Source organism: Acinetobacter sp. 24-47-67 (assembly GCF_056779735.1).
Map to the genome: position 1 here is coordinate 135,502 of NZ_JBWYIK010000004.1, position 18,583 is coordinate 154,084.

16 protein-coding genes, 2 tRNA genes, 1 other RNA gene and 1 pseudogene are annotated in these 18,583 nt (G+C 37.8%); 13 read left to right on the forward strand and 7 right to left on the reverse strand.

Features of this window, described 5'->3' with window-relative positions; all coding sequences use genetic code 11:
- Positions 1–16: 16 nt before the first annotated feature.
- Positions 17–1,912, reverse strand: a complete 1,896-nt coding sequence (locus AC1M9K_RS07415) for a DNA primase (RefSeq protein WP_481588913.1) — start codon at positions 1,910–1,912, stop codon at positions 17–19.
- Positions 1,913–2,041: 129 nt separating this feature from the next.
- Positions 2,042–3,058: an outer membrane protein assembly factor BamD gene (locus AC1M9K_RS07420; RefSeq protein WP_179997751.1), complete on the reverse strand. Its 1,017-nt coding sequence runs from the start codon at positions 3,056–3,058 to the stop codon at positions 2,042–2,044.
- A gap of 71 nt (positions 3,059–3,129) precedes the next feature.
- Here AC1M9K_RS07420 and rluD point away from each other — a divergent pair, with 71 nt between their 5' ends.
- The 5 genes and pseudogenes from rluD (at position 3,130) to AC1M9K_RS07445 (ending at position 8,652) form a co-directional block, all read left to right on the forward strand.
- Positions 3,130–4,182 carry a 23S rRNA pseudouridine(1911/1915/1917) synthase RluD gene (gene rluD / locus AC1M9K_RS07425; RefSeq protein ID WP_035269298.1) on the forward strand — a complete coding sequence of 351 codons (1,053 nt, stop codon included), beginning with the start codon at positions 3,130–3,132 and terminating at the stop codon, positions 4,180–4,182.
- A 17-nt stretch (positions 4,183–4,199) separates the two neighbouring features.
- On the forward strand, positions 4,200–4,949 hold the full coding sequence (gene pgeF / locus AC1M9K_RS07430) for a peptidoglycan editing factor PgeF (RefSeq protein ID WP_481588914.1): 750 nt from the start codon (positions 4,200–4,202) through the stop codon (positions 4,947–4,949).
- 29 nt (positions 4,950–4,978) lie between these two features.
- Positions 4,979–5,561: pseudogene (locus tag AC1M9K_RS07435) on the forward strand (flavodoxin family protein).
- A 271-nt stretch (positions 5,562–5,832) separates the two neighbouring features.
- On the forward strand, positions 5,833–7,095 hold the full coding sequence (locus tag AC1M9K_RS07440) for a hypothetical protein (RefSeq protein ID WP_228133287.1): 1,263 nt from the start codon (positions 5,833–5,835) through the stop codon (positions 7,093–7,095).
- A 261-nt stretch (positions 7,096–7,356) separates the two neighbouring features.
- On the forward strand, positions 7,357–8,652 hold the full coding sequence (locus AC1M9K_RS07445) for a hypothetical protein (protein WP_481588967.1): 1,296 nt from the start codon (positions 7,357–7,359) through the stop codon (positions 8,650–8,652).
- A 29-nt stretch (positions 8,653–8,681) separates the two neighbouring features.
- Here AC1M9K_RS07445 and smpB read toward each other — a convergent pair whose 3' ends face one another.
- Entirely contained in the window at positions 8,682–9,158 is a 477-nt protein-coding gene (smpB, locus tag AC1M9K_RS07450; protein WP_035269908.1) for an SsrA-binding protein SmpB, read from the reverse strand.
- A gap of 139 nt (positions 9,159–9,297) precedes the next feature.
- Between smpB and coaD the strand changes: the two genes are divergently transcribed.
- The 4 genes from coaD to AC1M9K_RS07470 all read left to right on the forward strand — a co-directional run bounded on the left by coaD (position 9,298) and on the right by AC1M9K_RS07470 (position 10,613).
- On the forward strand, positions 9,298–9,789 hold the full coding sequence (gene coaD / locus AC1M9K_RS07455; RefSeq protein WP_035269911.1) for a pantetheine-phosphate adenylyltransferase: 492 nt from the start codon (positions 9,298–9,300) through the stop codon (positions 9,787–9,789).
- A gap of 1 nt (position 9,790) precedes the next feature.
- Positions 9,791–10,054 carry a YfhL family 4Fe-4S dicluster ferredoxin gene (locus AC1M9K_RS07460; RefSeq protein ID WP_092766836.1) on the forward strand — a complete coding sequence of 88 codons (264 nt, stop codon included), beginning with the start codon at positions 9,791–9,793 and terminating at the stop codon, positions 10,052–10,054.
- A 28-nt stretch (positions 10,055–10,082) separates the two neighbouring features.
- Positions 10,083–10,464: RNase P RNA component class A (gene rnpB, locus AC1M9K_RS07465), an RNA gene on the forward strand.
- Between the two features lie 72 nt (positions 10,465–10,536).
- Positions 10,537–10,613, forward strand: a tRNA-Met gene (locus tag AC1M9K_RS07470).
- A gap of 57 nt (positions 10,614–10,670) precedes the next feature.
- On the opposite strand, the gene AC1M9K_RS07475 is transcribed toward AC1M9K_RS07470, so the two are convergent.
- Complete coding sequence (locus AC1M9K_RS07475; RefSeq protein ID WP_481588915.1) at positions 10,671–11,033, reverse strand: hypothetical protein; 363 nt, start codon at positions 11,031–11,033, stop codon at positions 10,671–10,673.
- A 202-nt stretch (positions 11,034–11,235) separates the two neighbouring features.
- Between AC1M9K_RS07475 and AC1M9K_RS07480 the strand changes: the two genes are divergently transcribed.
- A tRNA-Met gene (locus AC1M9K_RS07480) sits at positions 11,236–11,312 on the forward strand.
- A 34-nt stretch (positions 11,313–11,346) separates the two neighbouring features.
- On the opposite strand, the gene AC1M9K_RS07485 is transcribed toward AC1M9K_RS07480, so the two are convergent.
- The 3 genes from AC1M9K_RS07485 to AC1M9K_RS07495 all read right to left on the reverse strand — a co-directional run bounded on the left by AC1M9K_RS07485 (position 11,347) and on the right by AC1M9K_RS07495 (position 14,814).
- Entirely contained in the window at positions 11,347–12,366 is a 1,020-nt protein-coding gene (locus AC1M9K_RS07485) for a hypothetical protein (RefSeq protein ID WP_481588916.1), read from the reverse strand.
- Positions 12,359–13,984 carry an NAD+ synthase gene (locus tag AC1M9K_RS07490; protein WP_481588917.1) on the reverse strand — a complete coding sequence of 542 codons (1,626 nt, stop codon included), beginning with the start codon at positions 13,982–13,984 and terminating at the stop codon, positions 12,359–12,361. Before AC1M9K_RS07490 ends, AC1M9K_RS07485 begins: the two co-directional genes overlap by 8 nt.
- 341 nt (positions 13,985–14,325) lie before the next feature.
- On the reverse strand, positions 14,326–14,814 hold the full coding sequence (locus tag AC1M9K_RS07495) for a hypothetical protein (RefSeq protein ID WP_481588918.1): 489 nt from the start codon (positions 14,812–14,814) through the stop codon (positions 14,326–14,328).
- A gap of 282 nt (positions 14,815–15,096) precedes the next feature.
- Here AC1M9K_RS07495 and AC1M9K_RS07500 point away from each other — a divergent pair, with 282 nt between their 5' ends.
- The 3 genes from AC1M9K_RS07500 to AC1M9K_RS07510 are packed head-to-tail and all read left to right on the forward strand — an operon-like array spanning position 15,097 to position 18,504.
- Complete coding sequence (locus AC1M9K_RS07500; protein WP_481588919.1) at positions 15,097–16,050, forward strand: metal-dependent hydrolase; 954 nt, start codon at positions 15,097–15,099, stop codon at positions 16,048–16,050.
- A gap of 15 nt (positions 16,051–16,065) precedes the next feature.
- A complete protein-coding gene (locus AC1M9K_RS07505; protein WP_035269936.1) occupies positions 16,066–16,911 on the forward strand; it encodes an SDR family NAD(P)-dependent oxidoreductase in 846 nt (281 codons plus the stop codon).
- A 15-nt stretch (positions 16,912–16,926) separates the two neighbouring features.
- Positions 16,927–18,504, forward strand: coding sequence for a flavin-containing monooxygenase (locus AC1M9K_RS07510; RefSeq protein ID WP_481588920.1), 1,578 nt, complete (start codon positions 16,927–16,929; stop codon positions 18,502–18,504).
- Positions 18,505–18,583 lie beyond the last annotated feature (79 nt).

Consider the following 18,583-nt stretch of genomic DNA (forward strand, 5'->3'; position numbering starts at 1 on the left):
CACTGACCGCTTTTATTTATTCATGTAGTAAGCGTAGTCCAATTTTTTTGGTTAGCTCATTCAGTTGTTGTCTTAAGTTTTTAGACTCGTTTAATGATTTTGCTGCTTTAAATTTGATTCTCAGATATTTTTCTTGAAGTGAAAGTGAGTATTCTGAGGCAAGTTTATCAGCCATTTCAGGGGCTTCAGTGAGTGCTTGAATATTGGTACGTTTTAAAATCTCAGAGAGTTCATGATGAAATGGGCTACAAGCACCCAAAATATAATAACTCGCTAGCTCTTGGTCGTCTGGCAGGTCATCAAAAATGACATTAAAAATTTTTAATACTTTTGCAAGCAATTCATCTTCAGGAATCACTGCACGTAATACTTCAAAATGAATATAAAGAAATGGATGGTACATTAACATTGCCACTGCGAAATCTTCATCTCGTGTGCGAATATTAAATGATAATGAAGCGTCAAGACTCACTTGAGGCTGCCACTTTTTATTGAATCCTAATTTCTCTTTGAAATATTGACGAATCAAATAGCGATACGAACCTTGCTTAGGCATCAGATTGGTGAGTTGATTTAGCTCAGCCATGACCTGACTTTTACCTTCAGGTGTATTGATTTGATATTGTTGACTGAGAAGTGAAAAAGCAAACTCTGATAAGAGTGGTGATTGTTGCCAAAGTCGATTGAAAGTTTCCACGCCATCCTTACGCACTAGTGAGTCAGGATCATGCTCCGCAGGAAGAATAAAAAATTTCAGCTCACGACCGTCATTTAAGAGGGGAAGCGCAATTTCTAAAGTGCGTCGTGCTGCTTTTCGACCAGCTGCATCACCATCAAAAGCAATAGTTAACTGATTGTTTTGTTTAAATAATAGATTCAAATGATCAGCATTGCTCGCCGTCCCTAAGGTGGCAACTGCGCCAGGAATGCCAGCTTGCTGTAATGCGATGACATCCATGTAGCCTTCGACCATTAGCCAATGATTGGCTTTGAGCTTACGACCTTCATATAAGCCATAGAGTAGTTGGTTTTTATGGAAAACTTCAGAGTCTGGCGAGTTAATATATTTAGGTTTGATCTCGTCATTCAATGCTCGTCCACCAAATCCGACAACGCGACCTTTTGCATCACGTATAGGAAAAATGACACGTTCTCGTAGTAGATCAAAATCACGGCCAGAATCACTGGTTCTGATCAAACCGAGTAGTTTTAATCCTTCAATATCTTGCGGAAATGCTTTTTCAAGATGTTGCCAATCTTCTGGGGCATAACCTAATCGCCAATACTTAATCGTGGTATCACTTAGTCCGCGTCGCTGAAAATACTGTTGCGCAATTTGGCTATTTGGAAGTTGTTTTTCATAAAATAAAGCAACATTTTCAAGAAGATCGTATAAATTACCTTCAGGTGCGACCTCAACTGAATTCAAGTCATCTGTATTAAATTGATACTCATCGAATTCATAGTTTTGAAATGCTTCAAAAGGATCTACATCAAAAGCTGAAGCAGACGGAGAAATGATTTCTCCTGCATCTGCTTCAATGGGTGCCTGCGGTTGCTTTTCTGGGTTAGGTTTAATAGGTTCTCTCTTGTATGAGAGTTTTTTATTGTCTTGATTGTCTTTAGGTAATTCGATACCGGTTTGGCTTGCCAGGTCTTTAATCACCTCGATGAAATTGCGATTATCAATATCCATCATAAAGCGAATGGCATTTCCATTGGCTTGGCAACCGAAACAGTGGAAATATTGCTTATCACGGTAGACGTGAAAAGAAGGTGTTTTCTCTTGATGAAAAGGACAACAGCCTGAATAGGTACGACCTGACTTTTTTAATTTCACACGTTGGCCAATAAGATCGACGATGTCAGTTCGATCTAAAATTTGATCAATCGTATGTTGTGGAATTGCCATAATTAAAAAGCCAAAAGAATGAGGAATAAAGTGATTGAATTAAGTCTATCCTAAACACTTAAGACGATAAATAAAGCCATGCAATAAAAAAGGTGGGTAATCCCACCTTTTTTGATTCATAAGAATGGATTATTGACGCTGTGGGTCGTACATACTTTCATTTGCTGGCGCACTTTCCACATTGTGATCTTTATTACCAAGCAAGCCAAAGCTTAAGCGATTCAATAAACCGGGTTGTGTATTGGTGTTGTCAGATTGCTCTGCTGATACTTCTGCCGTTGTTTGGCTGCGTGCCTCACGACCTAAAATACCCAAGGTTGCACGATTTAACCAACTTCCATCTTTACGTGCTGCGCGTAAATCGACCTCACCATTAGACTTCACAAGATGAGGGTAGTTTAGCTTTAGGACTTCAACGTATTGTTGAGATGTTGCCTTGTCACCGAGTTTATCGTATCCGTAAGCAATCGTTGCAAGCGCTTCTGGTACTTGAGGTGTTTGAGGGAAATGTTCCACAACCCATTGTCCACGCTCAACTGCTGCAAGCCAAGCTTTACGCTTTAAGTTAAAGCGAGCCGCATTCATTTCACTTTCAGCAAGTTCTTGACCAATAAATTTCATGCGCTGAGCAGCATCTACAGCATACTGACTACTTGGGAAACGACGAATGAAATCAACAAAATTTTGATATGCAACTTTTAAATAGCTGACATCACGATGAGCCTGTTGGAGTGATGTATAGCGGATGAGACCATCATAGTTTTGCTCCATATTCGCCACACCACGAACATAGTAAGCATAATCAACATTAGGATGTTGAGGATTTAAACGAATAAAACGGTCTGCTAGCGCAATAACAGCTTCATAGTCTTTTTGTTGAAAACGAGCATATAAAAGATCGAGTTGAGCTTGTTGAGTATATTGACCTGTAGGGTAATAAGTTTCAATTGCTTCTAATGATTGTGCTGCATCGCTATATTGACCACGATCTAATGCTTTTTGTGCTTTATCGAAATAAGATTGTTCGGTTGATTTAGGTCCAGTATCCACAACATCCTTCTTGGGATTACTACTACAGCCCACAAATGTTGCTGCTAAGCCTAGCGATAAAGCAAGCATCGTAACTTTATAACGTGGTAGCGACATAAAAATTCCTCTGTTTATACGGGCAATAGGCTACAATTGCACTATTAAACCACTTTTGTCCGAATGAGCAAATGACTTCAGCACAAACTTCTAATTCTAATTTCCCAGAAATCGACATCAATTTACTTGAAGATTCTGAGGATGCAGATAACCATACTTCAGCCCCAACTGCAACACGTTTATCGTTGCAATTTCAAGTGGATGAGAGTTCTCTTGGTCAGCGAATAGACCAAGTTGCTGCGCTCGCTTGGAACGAATTTTCGCGTGAAAAATTGAAACAATGGTTGAAGGATGGTCATTTGTTGGTAAATGGTCAAGTTGTGAAACCAAAATATAAAAGTGAAGGGAATGAGCTACTCACGCTTGATGTAGAGCTTGAAGCCCAAGTCACCAGTCAACCTGAAAATATCCCTTTAGATATTATTTATGAAGATGATGACATCTTAGTCATTAACAAGCCAGTGGGGATGGTTGTACATCCTGGCGCAGGAAATCCGAACGGTACTTTGGTTAATGCACTTTTATATCATTTTCCAAAATCAGCAGAATTATCTCGAGCTGGTCTAGTACACCGTATTGATAAAGATACCAGTGGTCTGTTGGTTGTAGCCAAAAATTTAGAAGCTCAATTTTCCTTAAGTAAACAGTTGGCGAAAAAATCAGTTTATCGAATTTATGATTTGATTTGTTATGGCAATATTATTGCAGGCGGTAAAATTGATGAACCGATTAAACGTCATCCCGTAGATCGTGTAAAAATGGCGATCTTACCAGGTGGTCGTGATGCCGTGACTCACTATAATGTGAAAGAAAGATTCCAAAATTTCACACGTGTTCAAGCACAATTAGAAACAGGACGTACTCATCAGATTCGTGTTCATTTCACTTATATTGGTTTTCCTTTGGTCGGTGATCCAGTGTATGTCAGTCGTGTCAAAGTACCTGCGGGTGCTTCGGAAAAACTTGCTACTCATTTACGAGAGTTTAGACGTCAAGCACTTCATGCATCAAAATTGGGGTTAGTACATCCACGGACAGGTGAAGAAATGATGTTTGAAGCACCATGGCCTGAAGATTTCACAGCATTACTTGAGACTCTTCGTACGGAAAATAAGGCTTACTAAATTAAAGGAAAGTTTACATGCAAATTGTGCAAGGTTTGCCCAAAAGTGTCGTGGTAGGACAAACAGAATTGAGTCACCCTCACGCACTGAAAACACCACAGACTGATTTAGAAGGTTTTAACTTGGCGTTGCATGTAAATGATCAACCAGAACGTGTTCATCGGCATAGAATGAGCTTGTTAAATGACTTTTCAGTCTATGGGGTGAATCGATTAACTTGGATGAACCAAACGCACAGTACAATCTGTCACGTTGTAAATGATGACATGAGCTTACACGCCCTAAATGGCGATGGTTTAGTGACACAGCAAAAACAACATGCATTAATGATGATGACGGCAGATTGTTTACCGGTGGTTCTCGGTAACAAAGATGGTACTGAAGTCGCTAATTTGCATGCAGGTTGGCGAGGATTGGCAAATGGCATTATTGAAAATACAGTCAATGCCATGAGCACTCAACCCTCTTGGGCGTGGTTAGGTGCGGCAATTAGTCAGCCATGCTTTGAAGTGGGTGAAGAAGTAATGCACACATTCTGCGATAGGATTCCAGAATTAAGTTCAGCATTTCAAAAGGGAGATCTAGAGGGTAAGTATTACGCAGATCTGTATGCGATTGCTCGCCATATATTGAAAAGTTTAGGGGTGGAACAGGTTCTTGGAGGTGAGCGGTGCAGTTACACGGAGGATCAAACATATTATTCTCATCGCCGTAATTCCAAAACTGGTCGCATGGCAACATTCGTATTTATGCACAGTAATCAATAAACTCATTTGATTTTTCAAAGTTTCATACCATGACCAAATTTCGTAAAAGCATCGCTATCGTTTATCACAGCCCATTTGGTCACACTCAGAAAGTCGCCGAACATATCGCCATTGGTGCACAAAAACTCAATATTGAGGTATTGCTCATCAATGTTACAGACGTGAACTGGGAGTTGCTTGATCAAGCTGAATCTATTGTATTTGGCTGTCCTACTTATATGGGAAGTCTAACCTCAGCGTTGAAATTATTTATGGAGCAATCTTCAAAGCGTTGGCTAGCGAGAACATAGCAGGGCAAATTGGCAGCTGGTTTCACAAATGGTGGAGGATTAAGTGGATATAAGTTGGCTGTGCTTCAGCATATCAATCTTTTTGCAATGCAACATGGCATGATTTGGTCTGTACTACCGCTAATGTCTACAGGTAGATCGCATCAAGATCTCAATCGTATGTCTAGTTTTTTGGGGACTCATGACGCAGTCTGATAATGCGCCTGTGGAGGTAACACCTCCGAGTGGGGATATTGAAACGGCCACATGGTTTGGTGAACATTTAGCGAACCGTATTCAGGTTAAATTGCATGGATTAAAAAATCATTTTCATCTAATTTAATTATTTATTGCTCGCTTGAAATGTAATGATGAAATGAAGTGAAGTTAACTAGGTTGTTGAAATTAAATTTATAATTGTTTATTCAGACAAAGAGCTGATCAATTAATTACAAAATAGTGTTAAATATTTCACATTAAATTTTAAAAATAATTATAATTAATCATCGAATAAAAAACGTGCGCCATTGGACTTGGTTGCCTAAAAATTACAAGGTTTGGAGTCATTCATGACCTACACTTCAAAAAATATTGGGTTCAATTCAGCTGTTTTAATGTTTGTTCTCATGTTATCACCACTGGTGCACGCTCAAACAACCATGGAAAAATTGGACGATCGGGAGTTGTCTGACATTTCTGGTCAAGCTTTATTAAGTATGAGTTATATCGATCCCAATGATGGGGCAAACAATATGCGAGGTAAAGGCGTTGGCTTTTATAAACTCGGAATGGAAGCAGATATAGAGCTCAATGCAAATATTAAGCATTTACAACTTGGCTGTGGTGGTATTAATGGAGCAGGTGGATGTGACATTGATATTGAAAATCTGAGTTTGAGTGGTGTGTCAGACACCAGAGAAGGTCGTGCAGGTTCTTCAGCCAAGTTAACCAATCCATTTTTAGAGTTTGCGGTAAAAAATCCAACATCGGCATCAACGCGAGAAGTCGTTGGATTGCGTCTCAGTGCTGAAAAAGTATTAGGTTTGCTGACGCTTGGTGATGAAAACTCTGACAAACCGAATGGCATTAACTCACTCAGTGGTTATTTAAAAATTAATCCGACCCAAGGTATGGCTTATACCAATGCTCGTAATATGTCCTATAGCGATACTAATTTAACGATCGATGGGAGAGTAAAGCCAAACATTTGTATACCAATCTTGGGATGTTTAGGGATTCCATTAGGATTTAAATCTGATGATTACAACCTCGCGTTACAAGAAACCTCAGCTCCATTAACACTGAATGGTGCTGTGATATCTGGCACTCGAATGAACTCTGCAAGGTTAAGTGGTATCGCGCATATCAATCCACTGTACTTTGATGGTGATTTAAAGGCTTCCTTAAATGTATCTCTTGGGTTATTAAATTTACAAAAAGAAGTGACTGGAAATATTACAGGTTTAAAAGCCAATATTACTGTTGATCAAAACCTAGGCTTTATCCATAAAATCATGCTCAACAACCCATTTTCACTTTCTCTACAAAATAGTGAGGTCTGGTGGCCAAATGCTGATGTTGCCGCAAAGCAAGGTTGGTGGATGGCATTTAATGATTCAATTGATATTGGGGATGTTACACCTGAGAAACGTATTGATATTACTAATGATGTATTAAAACAAGTGGTTGGACCTATTGGTGAATACATTACTCGAAATCCCATCGAATGTACTGTCTTGAATTGTCTTTTTGGGGATAAGTTAGGTGTAGGTAATGTCAATTTACCGAATACAAGTGTGAATTTTCCATTAAAAGACTTGCAACTAAAAAATCAAACCTTTGCTCCAAACTGTTATGGAAATTTAAGATTCTGTTAAATAGGTGATGTACTTGAGTTTTTGAGTTCGCATTTCATCGGATAAATGATTATTTACATCACATATTAATACTGTTTATTGTGATGTAAGTCTCTAAAAATATTCAATTTTATTATTATTTCTCTATTTCAATTCGTTAAGTCAAGTTTTGAGCCTCTTTATTTTTTTCATTAATTTATAGATAGTAATGCTGTTGCTTATGGATTAAGCCTGAATAAAAATAATACGGAGACTCTAATGTTGAAGAGTTTACTTGTTTCTATCAAATTGATTTTATCAACATCTTGCTTAGTGTTGATTCCTTTGTCTGCAACTGCTAATAACATTCAGAATGATTTAAAAATGATGACTGATGAAGAGTTATCTGCGACAAACGGTCAAGCTTTATTAAGTATGAGTTATATTGATCCCAATGACGGGGCAAACAATATGCGAGGTAAAGGCGTTGGCTTTTATAAGCTTGGAATGGAAGCAGATATAGAACTCAATGCAAATATTAAGCATTTACAACTTGGCTGTGGTGGTATTAATGGAGCAGGTGGATGTGATATTGATATCGAAAATCTGAGTTTGAGTGGTATGTCAGACACTAGAGAGGGTCGTGCGGGTTCTTCAGCCAAGCTAACCAATCCATTTTTAGAGTTTGCGGTAAAAAATCCAACATCTGCATCAACTCGAGAAGTTGTGGGTTTGCGTCTCAGTGCTGAAAAAGTATTAGGTTTACTGACGCTTGGTGATGAAAACTCTGATAAACCGAATGGTATTAACTCACTCAGTGGTTATTTAAAAATTAATCCCACTCAGGGTATGGGTTATACTAATGCTCGAAGTATGTCCTATGCCGATACTGGTCAAACTATCGATGGAAAAGTGAATGCAAGAATTTGTTTGATTTGTATTATTGCACCTACTTTGACACTCGATTTTAAATCGGATAGTTATAATCTAGCATTACAAGAAACGACTGCACCAATTCAAATCAATGGCACTACGGTATCTGGTACTCGAATGAGTTCTGCGCAACTGACAGGTGTTGCCAATATTAATCAGTTGAATTTTGGTGGTGATCTCAAGGCCAATATCCAAGTGCTAGGGGTAGGATTGCTGAATTTGCAAAAAGAGGTCAGTGGTAACATTACGGGCTTAAAAGCCAACATTACGGTAGATCAAAACTTAGGTTTAATTCATAAAATCCCTGTAAACAATCCATTCTCACTCTCTGTTCAAAATAGTGAGATCTGGTGGCCAAATGCTGATGTTGCTGCACAGCAAGGTTGGTGGATGGCATTTAATGATTCGATCAATATTGGAGATGTTACACCTGAGAAGCGTATTGATATTACAAATGATGTGTTAAAACAAGTAGTTGGACCAATCAGTGATTATATCAGCCGAAATCCTCCATCTTGTAATGCACTTGATTGTTTGTTTGGTGACAAACTTGGTGTTGGAAATGTTCATTTGCCGAATACCAATGTAAATTTTCCATTAAAAGATTTACAACTTAAAAATCAAACCTTTGCTCCAAACTGTTATGGAAATTTAAGGTTCTGTTAATAAAAAAACCGCTCATTTGAGCGGTTTTTTTATTTATGAAAAATTCTTGCTTTATCGCGCTGCCAATCGCGGTCTTTTTCAGTGGCACGTTTGTCGTGTAATTGTTTACCTTTAACAAGTGCAATTTCAAGTTTGACTAAACGACCTTTCCAATAGCACGCCAAAGGTACACATGTGTAACCTTTTTGATTGATCGCCCCTTGGAGTTTCTCGAGTTCGCGACGTGAAAGAAGTAGCTTACGAGTACGTGTTGCTTCGGGAACGATGTGAGTTGAAGCAGAAAGAAGAGGTTGAATTTGAGCACCAAATAAATAAGCTTCATTATTTTTGAAAATAATATAGCTTTCCGTGATACTCATGCGTCCAGCACGAAGAGATTTTACTTCCCAACCTTGTAACGCTAAACCAGCTTCAAATTTTTCCTCAATAAAATAATCGTGACGTGCACGTTTGTTGAGCGCAATAGTGCCACTATTATTTTTTTTAACTACAATCGATTTCGACATAATACAAATATTCCAAGATTAGGTCTATTTTGCCTCAAACTTGGCTTGAGGTGAAGTCATTTCACCGTCAACAAGTGTGCGTGTGAATTGAGTTTTTGTTAAACTATGCGCCTACATAATAATCTTAGAGTATAAATGGATGTCTAAAACTCGTGTCATCTATCCGGGAACATTCGATCCTATTACCAATGGTCATATTGATCTTGTATCTCGTGCTGCAAAAATGTTTGATGAAGTTGTAGTTGCGATTGCAATTGGTCATCACAAAAATCCAGTGTTTAGTTTAGATGAGCGAGTTGCGCTTGCAAAATCATCATTAAGCCATTTAGATAACGTAGAATTTGTTGGTTTTGATGGTTTGCTGGTGAATTTTTTTCAAGAGCAAAAGGCAACAGCTGTACTCAGAGGTTTAAGAGCAGTGTCTGACTTTGAATATGAGTTTCAACTTGCAAATATGAATCGTCAATTAGATTCAAATTTTGAAGCTGTATTTTTAACGCCGTCAGAGCAATACTCGTTTATTTCATCCACATTAGTTCGTGAAATTGCACGTTTGAAAGGTGATGTGACGAAATTTGTGCCAAAAGCAGTTGTTGAGGCATTTGAACGTAAGCATCAGCAAGGTTGGTAGAGTGTCTTTAATTATTACGGATGAGTGCATCAATTGTGACGTTTGTGAGCCTGTATGCCCAAATGAAGCGATTTATATGGGTGAACTGATCTATGAAATTGATCCGAACCTATGTACTGAATGTGTTGGTCATCATGACCAACCCCAGTGTTCATTATTCTGCCCAGTAGACTGTATTCCTAAAGATCCTAATCATGTGGAATCTGAGGTTGAATTGCTGGAAAAGTATAAAAAACTAATTGCTCAAAAAAGCACGAGCAATTGATCTCAAAGTTTGTTAAGATGCGCCACTTGAAGTGAGCCAGACGATCGCTGCTGTGAAGGTCTTTGTGACTAAAGCAGGGGAGGAAAGTCCGGGCTTCATCGGGCAAGGTGCCAGGTAACCCCTGGGAGGCGTAAGCCTACGGAAAGTGCAGCAGAGAGTAGACCGCCATTTTGCAACTGAACTTCGGTTTAGCCTAGAAAATGGTAAGGGTGAAAGGGTGCGGTAAGAGCGCACCGCATGACTGGTAACAGTTCATGGCATGGTAAACCCCACCTGAAGCAAGACCAAATAGGAATCCTTAAGGTATGGCCCATACTGGATTCGGGTAGGTCGCTTGAGCATATGAGTGATTGTATGCCTAGAGGAATGATCGTTCTAGACAGAACCCGGCTTATCGGCTCACTTCAACAAATTTTGATCAAACAGTGTCGATATTACTTGACGGATACATCAATCAAGTAGATAATGCGCGCACAGTTTACGGCTATGTAGCTCAGTTGGTTAGAGCACCGCACTCATAATGCGGGGGTCACAGGTTCAAGTCCCGTCATAGCCACCATTTTTATAGACCACACTCACTAGTGTGGTCTTTTTTTATGTGTGGAATCTTGAGTTTTCATTGGCACTGAATAAGCTGAGGATCTAGCTTAATTTTTGGAAACTCTTGTTCAAATTGTGCTAATACAGCTGCCTGATTTACATTTGAAAACACAATATTTTGCAAGCTATCAATTTTTTTCTCAGTTAAATAAAGATGTGCACAATGTAGAGCGACCGCATTCTCTTTACTCACGGCAAGTTTATGATCTTCAGGAATAACATCAATATGCACGAGCTTTTGTTGAGCACGGCTCAATTGAACTAGAGTTCGTTTTTGTTGCATGGTTATAAAATTTTGAGCATTGATCCATTGAGTGACATCCATGCGTACACCGTGATAATTCACAAATATGGGATGAATCGTTTGGCATCCGCTCACAAGGCTTAAACAGCATATGAGAATGAAATATTGAGGATTGAGCATGATTTTGATGTCATTGAAACCTTACTATTACAATAAAATCATATAATTATGGATTAATTTTGTTCAAATAAGGTTTATTTGTATAAAGGGTGATCATTAGTGCTTTCGTATGCTTGACGATACAACGATAACTTAAGATAATGCGTACACAGTTTACGGCTATGTAGCTCAGTTGGTTAGAGCACCGCACTCATAATGCGGGGGTCACAGGTTCAAGTCCCGTCATAGCCACCATTTTTATAGACCATGCTCACCGCATGGTCTTTTTTTATTTCTCAAAATATTCTGAGATAAGATCAAGTGTAGATTGTGCTTGATAAAAAGGCTGAATCAAACTTTGAATTAATTGTTCTAGAACGCCAAAATCATTTAACATGCTGATAAGCTGAGGTGCAAAACGATGGGCTTCGATCACTAAATCTTCTTGAGTTAGTCCAACAGCAGTGAGTAAAGCTTGTAAACTGTAATCACCAAAATATTCATAGAACTCATCAACCACTTCTAAAATGATGGATTGAATCTCAGAGGATTGGCGTAAATTTCTCCAGGCTTCATAGACCAGAATAAAAAAATCTTCGACATCAATGGCTTCAATCTGCTCAAGCTGGGCTGAAATTTTTTGAAATTGGAGATCTGACCAAATATGTTGAATGATTTCATAAAGTTCATTTTGAGGAAGTGTGATAATTTCGCCTAATTGAACCAATATTGCATTTGCAAGTTGGGATTCTAGTTTTAACTCTAATGTGTGTTGCTGATCTTGGAGAAAATTAAAAATCTTTGATTTGACCGTATTATTTTGAACTTTATTTTTTCGAAGCCTATCCAGCCAAGGTGTATATTTTTCTAAAATTTGATTTGCTAATTGAAGACTTACTGCATGTGCCTTCTCATGACTTAAAATTTGTTGTTTTAAACCATAACGTACTTGATCTAATTCAAGAATTTTATTTAGCCATAGCCCAAAATCATGGTCAGAAATTAAATCTCCGATTAAAGCATTTGAATCCTTTAAATGAAGGTAAATACGTTGTGCAACTGCGCCAATAAACTCTAGTAAATCAGGTCCAAGATTTAATTCAAAAGCATATTTTGAAACAACAGCATGAAGTTGTTCAAGATTTACAATGTCTTTTAGTTTGATTCGATTAAATTGAGCATAAGCCTGTGAAACAAACGTGTCTAGTACAGCATTAGATTCAGCATTTAATAAATACTGTTGCGTAAACCGGATTTGCTCAAGCATAAGTGCTTGAGCAAATTGATTGAGTTGTGTCGAGTTAGACACCTGCTTTCCATCCATTTACGATTGGATAGCGGCGTTCACGGCTAAATGCACGAGAGGATATACGTGGACCAATTGCACCCTGACGGCGCTTATATTCGTTGCGATCAACCAATCCAATGACTTTAGTCACGATATCTCGATCAAAACCTTTAGAAATAATATCTTCCAGACTCTGATCTTCTTCAATATATGCATATAAAATTGCATCAAGAACATCGTAAGGTGGTAAAGAGTCTTGATCTTTTTGATCAGGTCGTAATTCAGCAGAAGGTGGGCGAGTAATCACACGTTCAGGGATTACAGGCGTATCTTCCAAACTATTACGGTATTTCGCTAACTCAAATACAATCGTTTTATAAACATCTTTAAGTACAGCAAAACCACCGACCATATCACCGTACAGTGTGCAGTAACCAACAGATAATTCAGATTTGTTACCTGTAGATAAAACAAGATTACCAAATTTATTCGACAGACCCATTAATAAGGTGCCGCGTGCGCGAGCTTGTAAATTTTCCTCAGTTGCATCAGCAGGAGAATTGCCGAAGAATGGGTGTAATGTCTGCATAAAGCTGTTGACGATTGGGTGAATTTCCGCAATACCAAAAGTGACTCCCATACGTTTTGCCTGCTCAGTCGCGTCTTCAACACTGATTTGAGAGGTATATGTGTAAGGCATCATAACAGCTTGAACTTTATCTGCTCCAATAGCATCGACAGCGATTGCAAGGGTGAGTGCTGAGTCGATACCACCAGAGAGACCAAGAATGACACCAGGGAAACCTGAGCGTTGTACATAATCTCGTGTTGCCAAAACCAAAGCTTGGTAAATTTCTGCAATCGTATCTAATGCAGGTGCTTTGGTAGCGGCTTTAAAAGATTTAAGCTCTGCTTCATATTCAACATGAAAAAGGTCTTCTTTAAAGCTTGGTGCTTCAAGTACAACTTCACCATTTGCATTCACAACGAAACTTGTTCCGTCGAAAATGAGATCATCTTGCCCGCCTACTTGGTTGACATAAACAAGATTGAGATTCAATTGTTTAGCTAACTCTTTAAGCGTAACAACACGGTGTTGAGGCTTTCCAACTTCGTATGGTGAGGCATTTAACACAAGAACAGTTTCAACATTCAGTTTGGCAAGTTGTTGAACACTCTCAAGTGTCCAGACATCTTCGCAAATTAATACACCGAATTTATGTCCTAAATACTCAAATACAAGGTGTTGATGACCCTCAGCGAAATATCTCTTTTCATCAAAAACACTATAATTTGGTAAATTTTGCTTGTTATAAATACCTAATACTTGCCCATCTTTCATAACGGCTGCAGAGTTATAGCGTGCACCCGAATCAGCTTGATTAACAAAACCAAATACCATCACAATGTCTTTCACTTCAGCCAGTTTTTCGAAAGCTGATGCTGTACGTTTGCTTAGGCTTGGACGAAGTAGGAGATCCTCTGCAGGATAACCAATGGTCGAAAGTTCAGGAAACACAATGATATTGGCATTTTGCTGTTTGGCTTCGTTAGCGAGTCCAATCATTCGATGAACATTGGCTTCTAAATTGCCGACAAATGGAGAGAATTGAGCAAGAGAAACTTTAAAACTATTCATTTAAACCAAGTCCTATCCTATAGGTTTATATACAGCACGTGCTGATTTTATTGGAGTAATTATTCAGCTGTGTGTATGTGATATTACATAACTGCCAAATGGCTCAAATTTACATCATTAAAACATGATAAAAGATCTTATTTCTTGCACAGCAAAAACTACGATTCATATGTATTCTATCTAAAATAAAAGTAGATACTAGCTTTTGCCATTGTTTGTACATAAAAAATTAAATCGTAATGGATTTGCGACACAGTAAATCAGATGTCAAAGCTGATATGGTGTTTCTGATTCACAAATCAATAGCTTGAATAAAAAATATTCTTTTAATTTTACAGTTTTTATTGATTCAAAATAATATTCGGAATCTTTTTCAAAAATATATATCTAGCTATTTCGCCTTGTTGTTCAATGTTGTATTCATTGAAATTTTTTTTAGGGTCAAATTTATAGGCATAAGGATTATACTTTTTGAAGGAAATAAAATACGCACTTTGCAGAAAAGCGCCTTTGAGCAAAACATTTTGTCCTTGTTGGTGTTGTAAAATATGAGTCATCTCGTGAATGAAAATTCCTTGATAGATTTTATTTTCTTTCGAATAGTCAGTTTTGAAATGTTTGTTACGAATATGCAAATAGCCCTTTGGTGCCATAAATACCGCTGAGGGTTGCCACGGTAGAAACGGATGATTCATGATTTTCACACTGTCATAATCTATAAGATCACCAAAGACACTTTGGCTCAACGTGATTTCACCTTGGGTGAGTGATCTACATCTAAAAGCGTCAAATTTTATCCATTTTAAAATAAGTGGCATCCACAACATCATACTTATTTCTTAATCTACTTAAAGTTTATGTGACATTCAAAATATCACTATTTGGAATCATTACTTGTTAAAAATGGTGTTGACCTTTAATGATAATGAAATGGTATTTACTGATTAAAACTTAATAATTTTGTTAGACAATCTTGATGAATGAGCAATTATGCCATCTCTAAAGATTTATTATGCAAATGGCTATTTCGTCTTTTTATCTTAATTTTTTAGAAACGTCGAAGAATTCACATTATTTGAATTTATTCACTGAGATAAAAGAGAAGGTTCGCCATGTTATTAACTCAGCCACTAAAAAAAATTTCTAAATTTCTAAACGGTTCTAAATTTGATCCTGAGAATCAATCAAAAGCTATTCCAATTCGTCATATGAAATTTGATTTTGATCATCAAAAGATTGATCCAAAATTTTATTTGAATGCGGAATTAGCAAGTGCTTACTTTGCCTCACTTTCAATTTTTTTAATCTATGGTGAGGATCTCGTTATTGATACGGCACGTTATCATCGTGACTTTATTCAAGATCCATTACTCAAGCAAAGAGTGACAGCGCTGATTGGGCAAGAGGCTTTACATTCTAAACTTCATGAAGAATTAAATGACGCTTTTTTAAAGGCAGATTTGCCTGTCAAATTGTTTAGATTTCTGGCGCATCACGTTTTTGAATATGGTTTTAATCGGTTGCCTCAGCCAATGAAATTATCGCTTATGGCTGGGATTGAGCATTTTACCGCAGTGCTTGCTGAATACATGATGAATCATGAGCATATTTTCTTCGAATCTCAAGATGAGAAACAACGCGCAATTTGGATGTGGCATATGCTTGAGGAATCAGAGCATAAAGATATTGCATATGATGTGTTCCAACTTCTTTCGAGTAACTATGCTTTAAGGATAGCAGGCTTTTTCCCAGCGCTTATTACGATTTTAGTGCTGATTTCTGCTGCATCCTTAATTGTGCCATTTTATCGTAAGCCATCAAATCTAATCAGTTTAAGTTACTACAAAGATATGTACCGAAGTGTAGGTTTGATTTTTGGTCTAAAAGATGGTGTTTATGGCAGTTCGATCAAACATATTTTCGAATATCTCAAACCAGACTTCCATCCGAATGATCATGATACATCAGCGTTTTTAGAGTACTACAAAGAACGTTTATTAAATCCAGTGGATGGTATTTTAACACCATACTTTACGAAGGAATTCATGCCTGATTTAAAGGTATAAGAATAAGGATAGTTCATGCTTTTTTTTAAGAAGAAAATTAAACCGAGCCATCAGGCTTATGCTGTGGTAACGGGTGCTGGAAGTGGTATTGGACGCAGTTTTGCATTGGAAATTGCAAAACGTGGTGGTCAAGTGGTGTGTGCTGATATTAATTTAGCTGCAGCTGAAGAAACTGTTCAGCTGATTTCTCAGACCACAGGGCAAAAAGCATTTGCTGAATCCTGCGATGTGGGAAAAAAGGAAGATGTTGAGCGATTGGCGAATCAAGCAGAAAACCTTTTTAATCATCCTGTGACACTTGTTATTAATAATGCTGGCGTGGGGTTAGGTGGTAAGTTTGATGAGATAACACTAGAAGATTGGCAATGGTGTATGCATGTCAACTTATGGGGCGTGATTCATGGTTGCCACTTTTTTGTACCGAAGTTTAAACAACAAGGTTATGGGGCAATTATTAATGTTGCTTCAGCAGCAGGATTTACAGCTGCACCTGAAATGACAGCTTATAACGTGACGAAATCTAGTGTACTTGCATTATCTGAAACGTTATCTGCAGAACTACATCAAGATAATATCCGTGTGAATGTGCTTTGCCCAACTTTAGTACCTACTAATATTATGAAGAATGGGCGATTACCTTCCAATTACTCGGGTTTAGCGGATGATTTATTGCAGAATCATGCATTTGTCACAAGCGATCAAGTTGCACAAAAAACCTTAAACAATTTAGATAAAGGCATTCTTTATACGATTCCACAACCAGACGCGAAATTATTTTGGTTGATGAAGCGTGCTTCACCGACCTTATATACCAAAATGTTAGGTGTAGGTTATCCATGGTTTAAGCGTTTTGTAAAATAATAGAGAGATAAAAGAATGACACTCGATAACGAATTAGAGAGCAATGCAGATTTAAAAATTCAAACTGCTGATCAATCTGAAAAAGCAGAAGTAAAAGTAAAGAAAAAAAATAAGGCAGATAAAGAACTTAAAGTCGAACAATTACAGAAGGTGTATGACACGATTGTTGTTGGTGCAGGTATTTCCGGTATCGCTGCGGCATATAAAATGAATCAGGCAGGATATCGCGACTACATTGTGCTGGAAAAAGCGAACCGAGTTGGTGGTACATGGCGCGATAATAATTATCCAGGATGTGGATGTGATGTTCCTTCAGCCTTATATTCTTTTTCCTTTTCGCCAAGTCACAAATGGAGTCATTTGTTTGCCAAGCAGCCAGAAATCTTAAGTTATCTTGAGGAAGTGGTTGAGAAGCATCAACTGACTGAAAAAATCCAATTTAATCATGAATTAAAAACAGCACGTTGGGATAACGAGAAGGCGCAGTGGTCGTTAGAAACTTCTCAAGGAAAGTATCTAGCAAAAACGGTAATCTTTACAACGGGACCGATTACTGAGCCATCATTTCCAAAAATTAAGGGCATAGAAAGTTTCAAGGGGGAAATGTTTCACTCTGCAAGATGGAATCATGAGTACGATCTGAAAGGTAAACGTATTGCTGTTATTGGTACAGGTGCTTCAGCGATTCAATTTATTCCTCAGGTTCAGCCATTAGCGAAAGAACTCTTTGTGTTTCAGCGTACAGCACCTTGGGTGTTGCCAAAAGCTGATATGAATTTGAATGATCAAACGAAATCACTGATCCAGAAATTTCCCGTTATTCAATCCACTTGGCGGAGCAGTATTGCCCAAATTTTAAATGGCATTAACTTTGGTTTGCGTAATCCGAAAGTGCTGAAGCCTGTGAATTTCTTAAGCAAACAATTATTGAAGTTGCAAATTCAAGATGATGAATTAAGAAAAAAAGTCACACCAAATTTTGATATTGGCTGTAAACGTCTTTTATTTGCCAACAATTACTATCCAGCATTGCAACAAGATAATGTGAAACTAATCAATGAGGGGTTGGTTGAGATTGATGGGAATACGGTCGTTGCGGCCAATGGTGAGCGTCATGAAGTAGATGTCATCATTTGGGGTACGGGTTTTGAGGTATCGCATCCGCCAATTGGTAAACGCATTTACGATATGGATGGGAAGCTCTTAGCAGATCGCTGGAAAAATAGTTCACCAGAAGCTTATTTAGGTGCAAGTATTACCAATGTACCAAATGCATTTTTGGTGCTAGGACCAAATATTCTGGTTTATGACTCATTTATTGGTATTGCTGAAGCTCAATTAGATTATATTCTTGATGGCCTACTAAAGATCAAAAAGCAAAATATTAACAAGCTTGTGATTAAAGACGACGTTGTTAAGCGACATAATCAATTGGTTCAAAAGCATCTTAAAACCACTGTATTTAATGCAGGGGGCTGTAAGAGTTACTATTTGGATGAAAATGGTCGTAACTTTGCAGCATGGCCATGGTCTCTTGCAAAATTAAAACAGCAGTTAAGCTCATTAAATTTGGATCATTATTCACAACACTGATCAAAAAAGCCTGATTTAATCAGGCTTTTTTTTGTTTGTAGATATTCTAGATATACGAGGTTTCTATTTCATCAGGGCT

What these genes read in the sequence shown, in the direction of transcription:
- smpB (WP_035269908.1), bottom strand. Translation starts at nt 9,158, where the DNA reads ATGTCGAAATCGATTGTAGTTAAAAAAAATAATAGTGGCACTATTGCG.
- coaD (WP_035269911.1), top strand. Translation starts at nt 9,298, where the DNA reads ATGTCTAAAACTCGTGTCATCTATCCGGGAACATTCGATCCTATTACC.
- AC1M9K_RS07495 (WP_481588918.1), bottom strand. Translation starts at nt 14,814, where the DNA reads ATGATGTTGTGGATGCCACTTATTTTAAAATGGATAAAATTTGACGCT.
- AC1M9K_RS07505 (WP_035269936.1), top strand. Translation starts at nt 16,066, where the DNA reads ATGCTTTTTTTTAAGAAGAAAATTAAACCGAGCCATCAGGCTTATGCT.
- AC1M9K_RS07490 (WP_481588917.1), bottom strand. Translation starts at nt 13,984, where the DNA reads ATGAATAGTTTTAAAGTTTCTCTTGCTCAATTCTCTCCATTTGTCGGC.
- AC1M9K_RS07415 (WP_481588913.1), bottom strand. Translation starts at nt 1,912, where the DNA reads ATGGCAATTCCACAACATACGATTGATCAAATTTTAGATCGAACTGAC.
- AC1M9K_RS07420 (WP_179997751.1), bottom strand. Translation starts at nt 3,058, where the DNA reads ATGTCGCTACCACGTTATAAAGTTACGATGCTTGCTTTATCGCTAGGC.
- AC1M9K_RS07510 (WP_481588920.1), top strand. Translation starts at nt 16,927, where the DNA reads ATGACACTCGATAACGAATTAGAGAGCAATGCAGATTTAAAAATTCAA.
- AC1M9K_RS07500 (WP_481588919.1), top strand. Translation starts at nt 15,097, where the DNA reads ATGTTATTAACTCAGCCACTAAAAAAAATTTCTAAATTTCTAAACGGT.
- rluD (WP_035269298.1), top strand. Translation starts at nt 3,130, where the DNA reads ATGACTTCAGCACAAACTTCTAATTCTAATTTCCCAGAAATCGACATC.
- AC1M9K_RS07440 (WP_228133287.1), top strand. Translation starts at nt 5,833, where the DNA reads ATGTTTGTTCTCATGTTATCACCACTGGTGCACGCTCAAACAACCATG.
- pgeF (WP_481588914.1), top strand. Translation starts at nt 4,200, where the DNA reads ATGCAAATTGTGCAAGGTTTGCCCAAAAGTGTCGTGGTAGGACAAACA.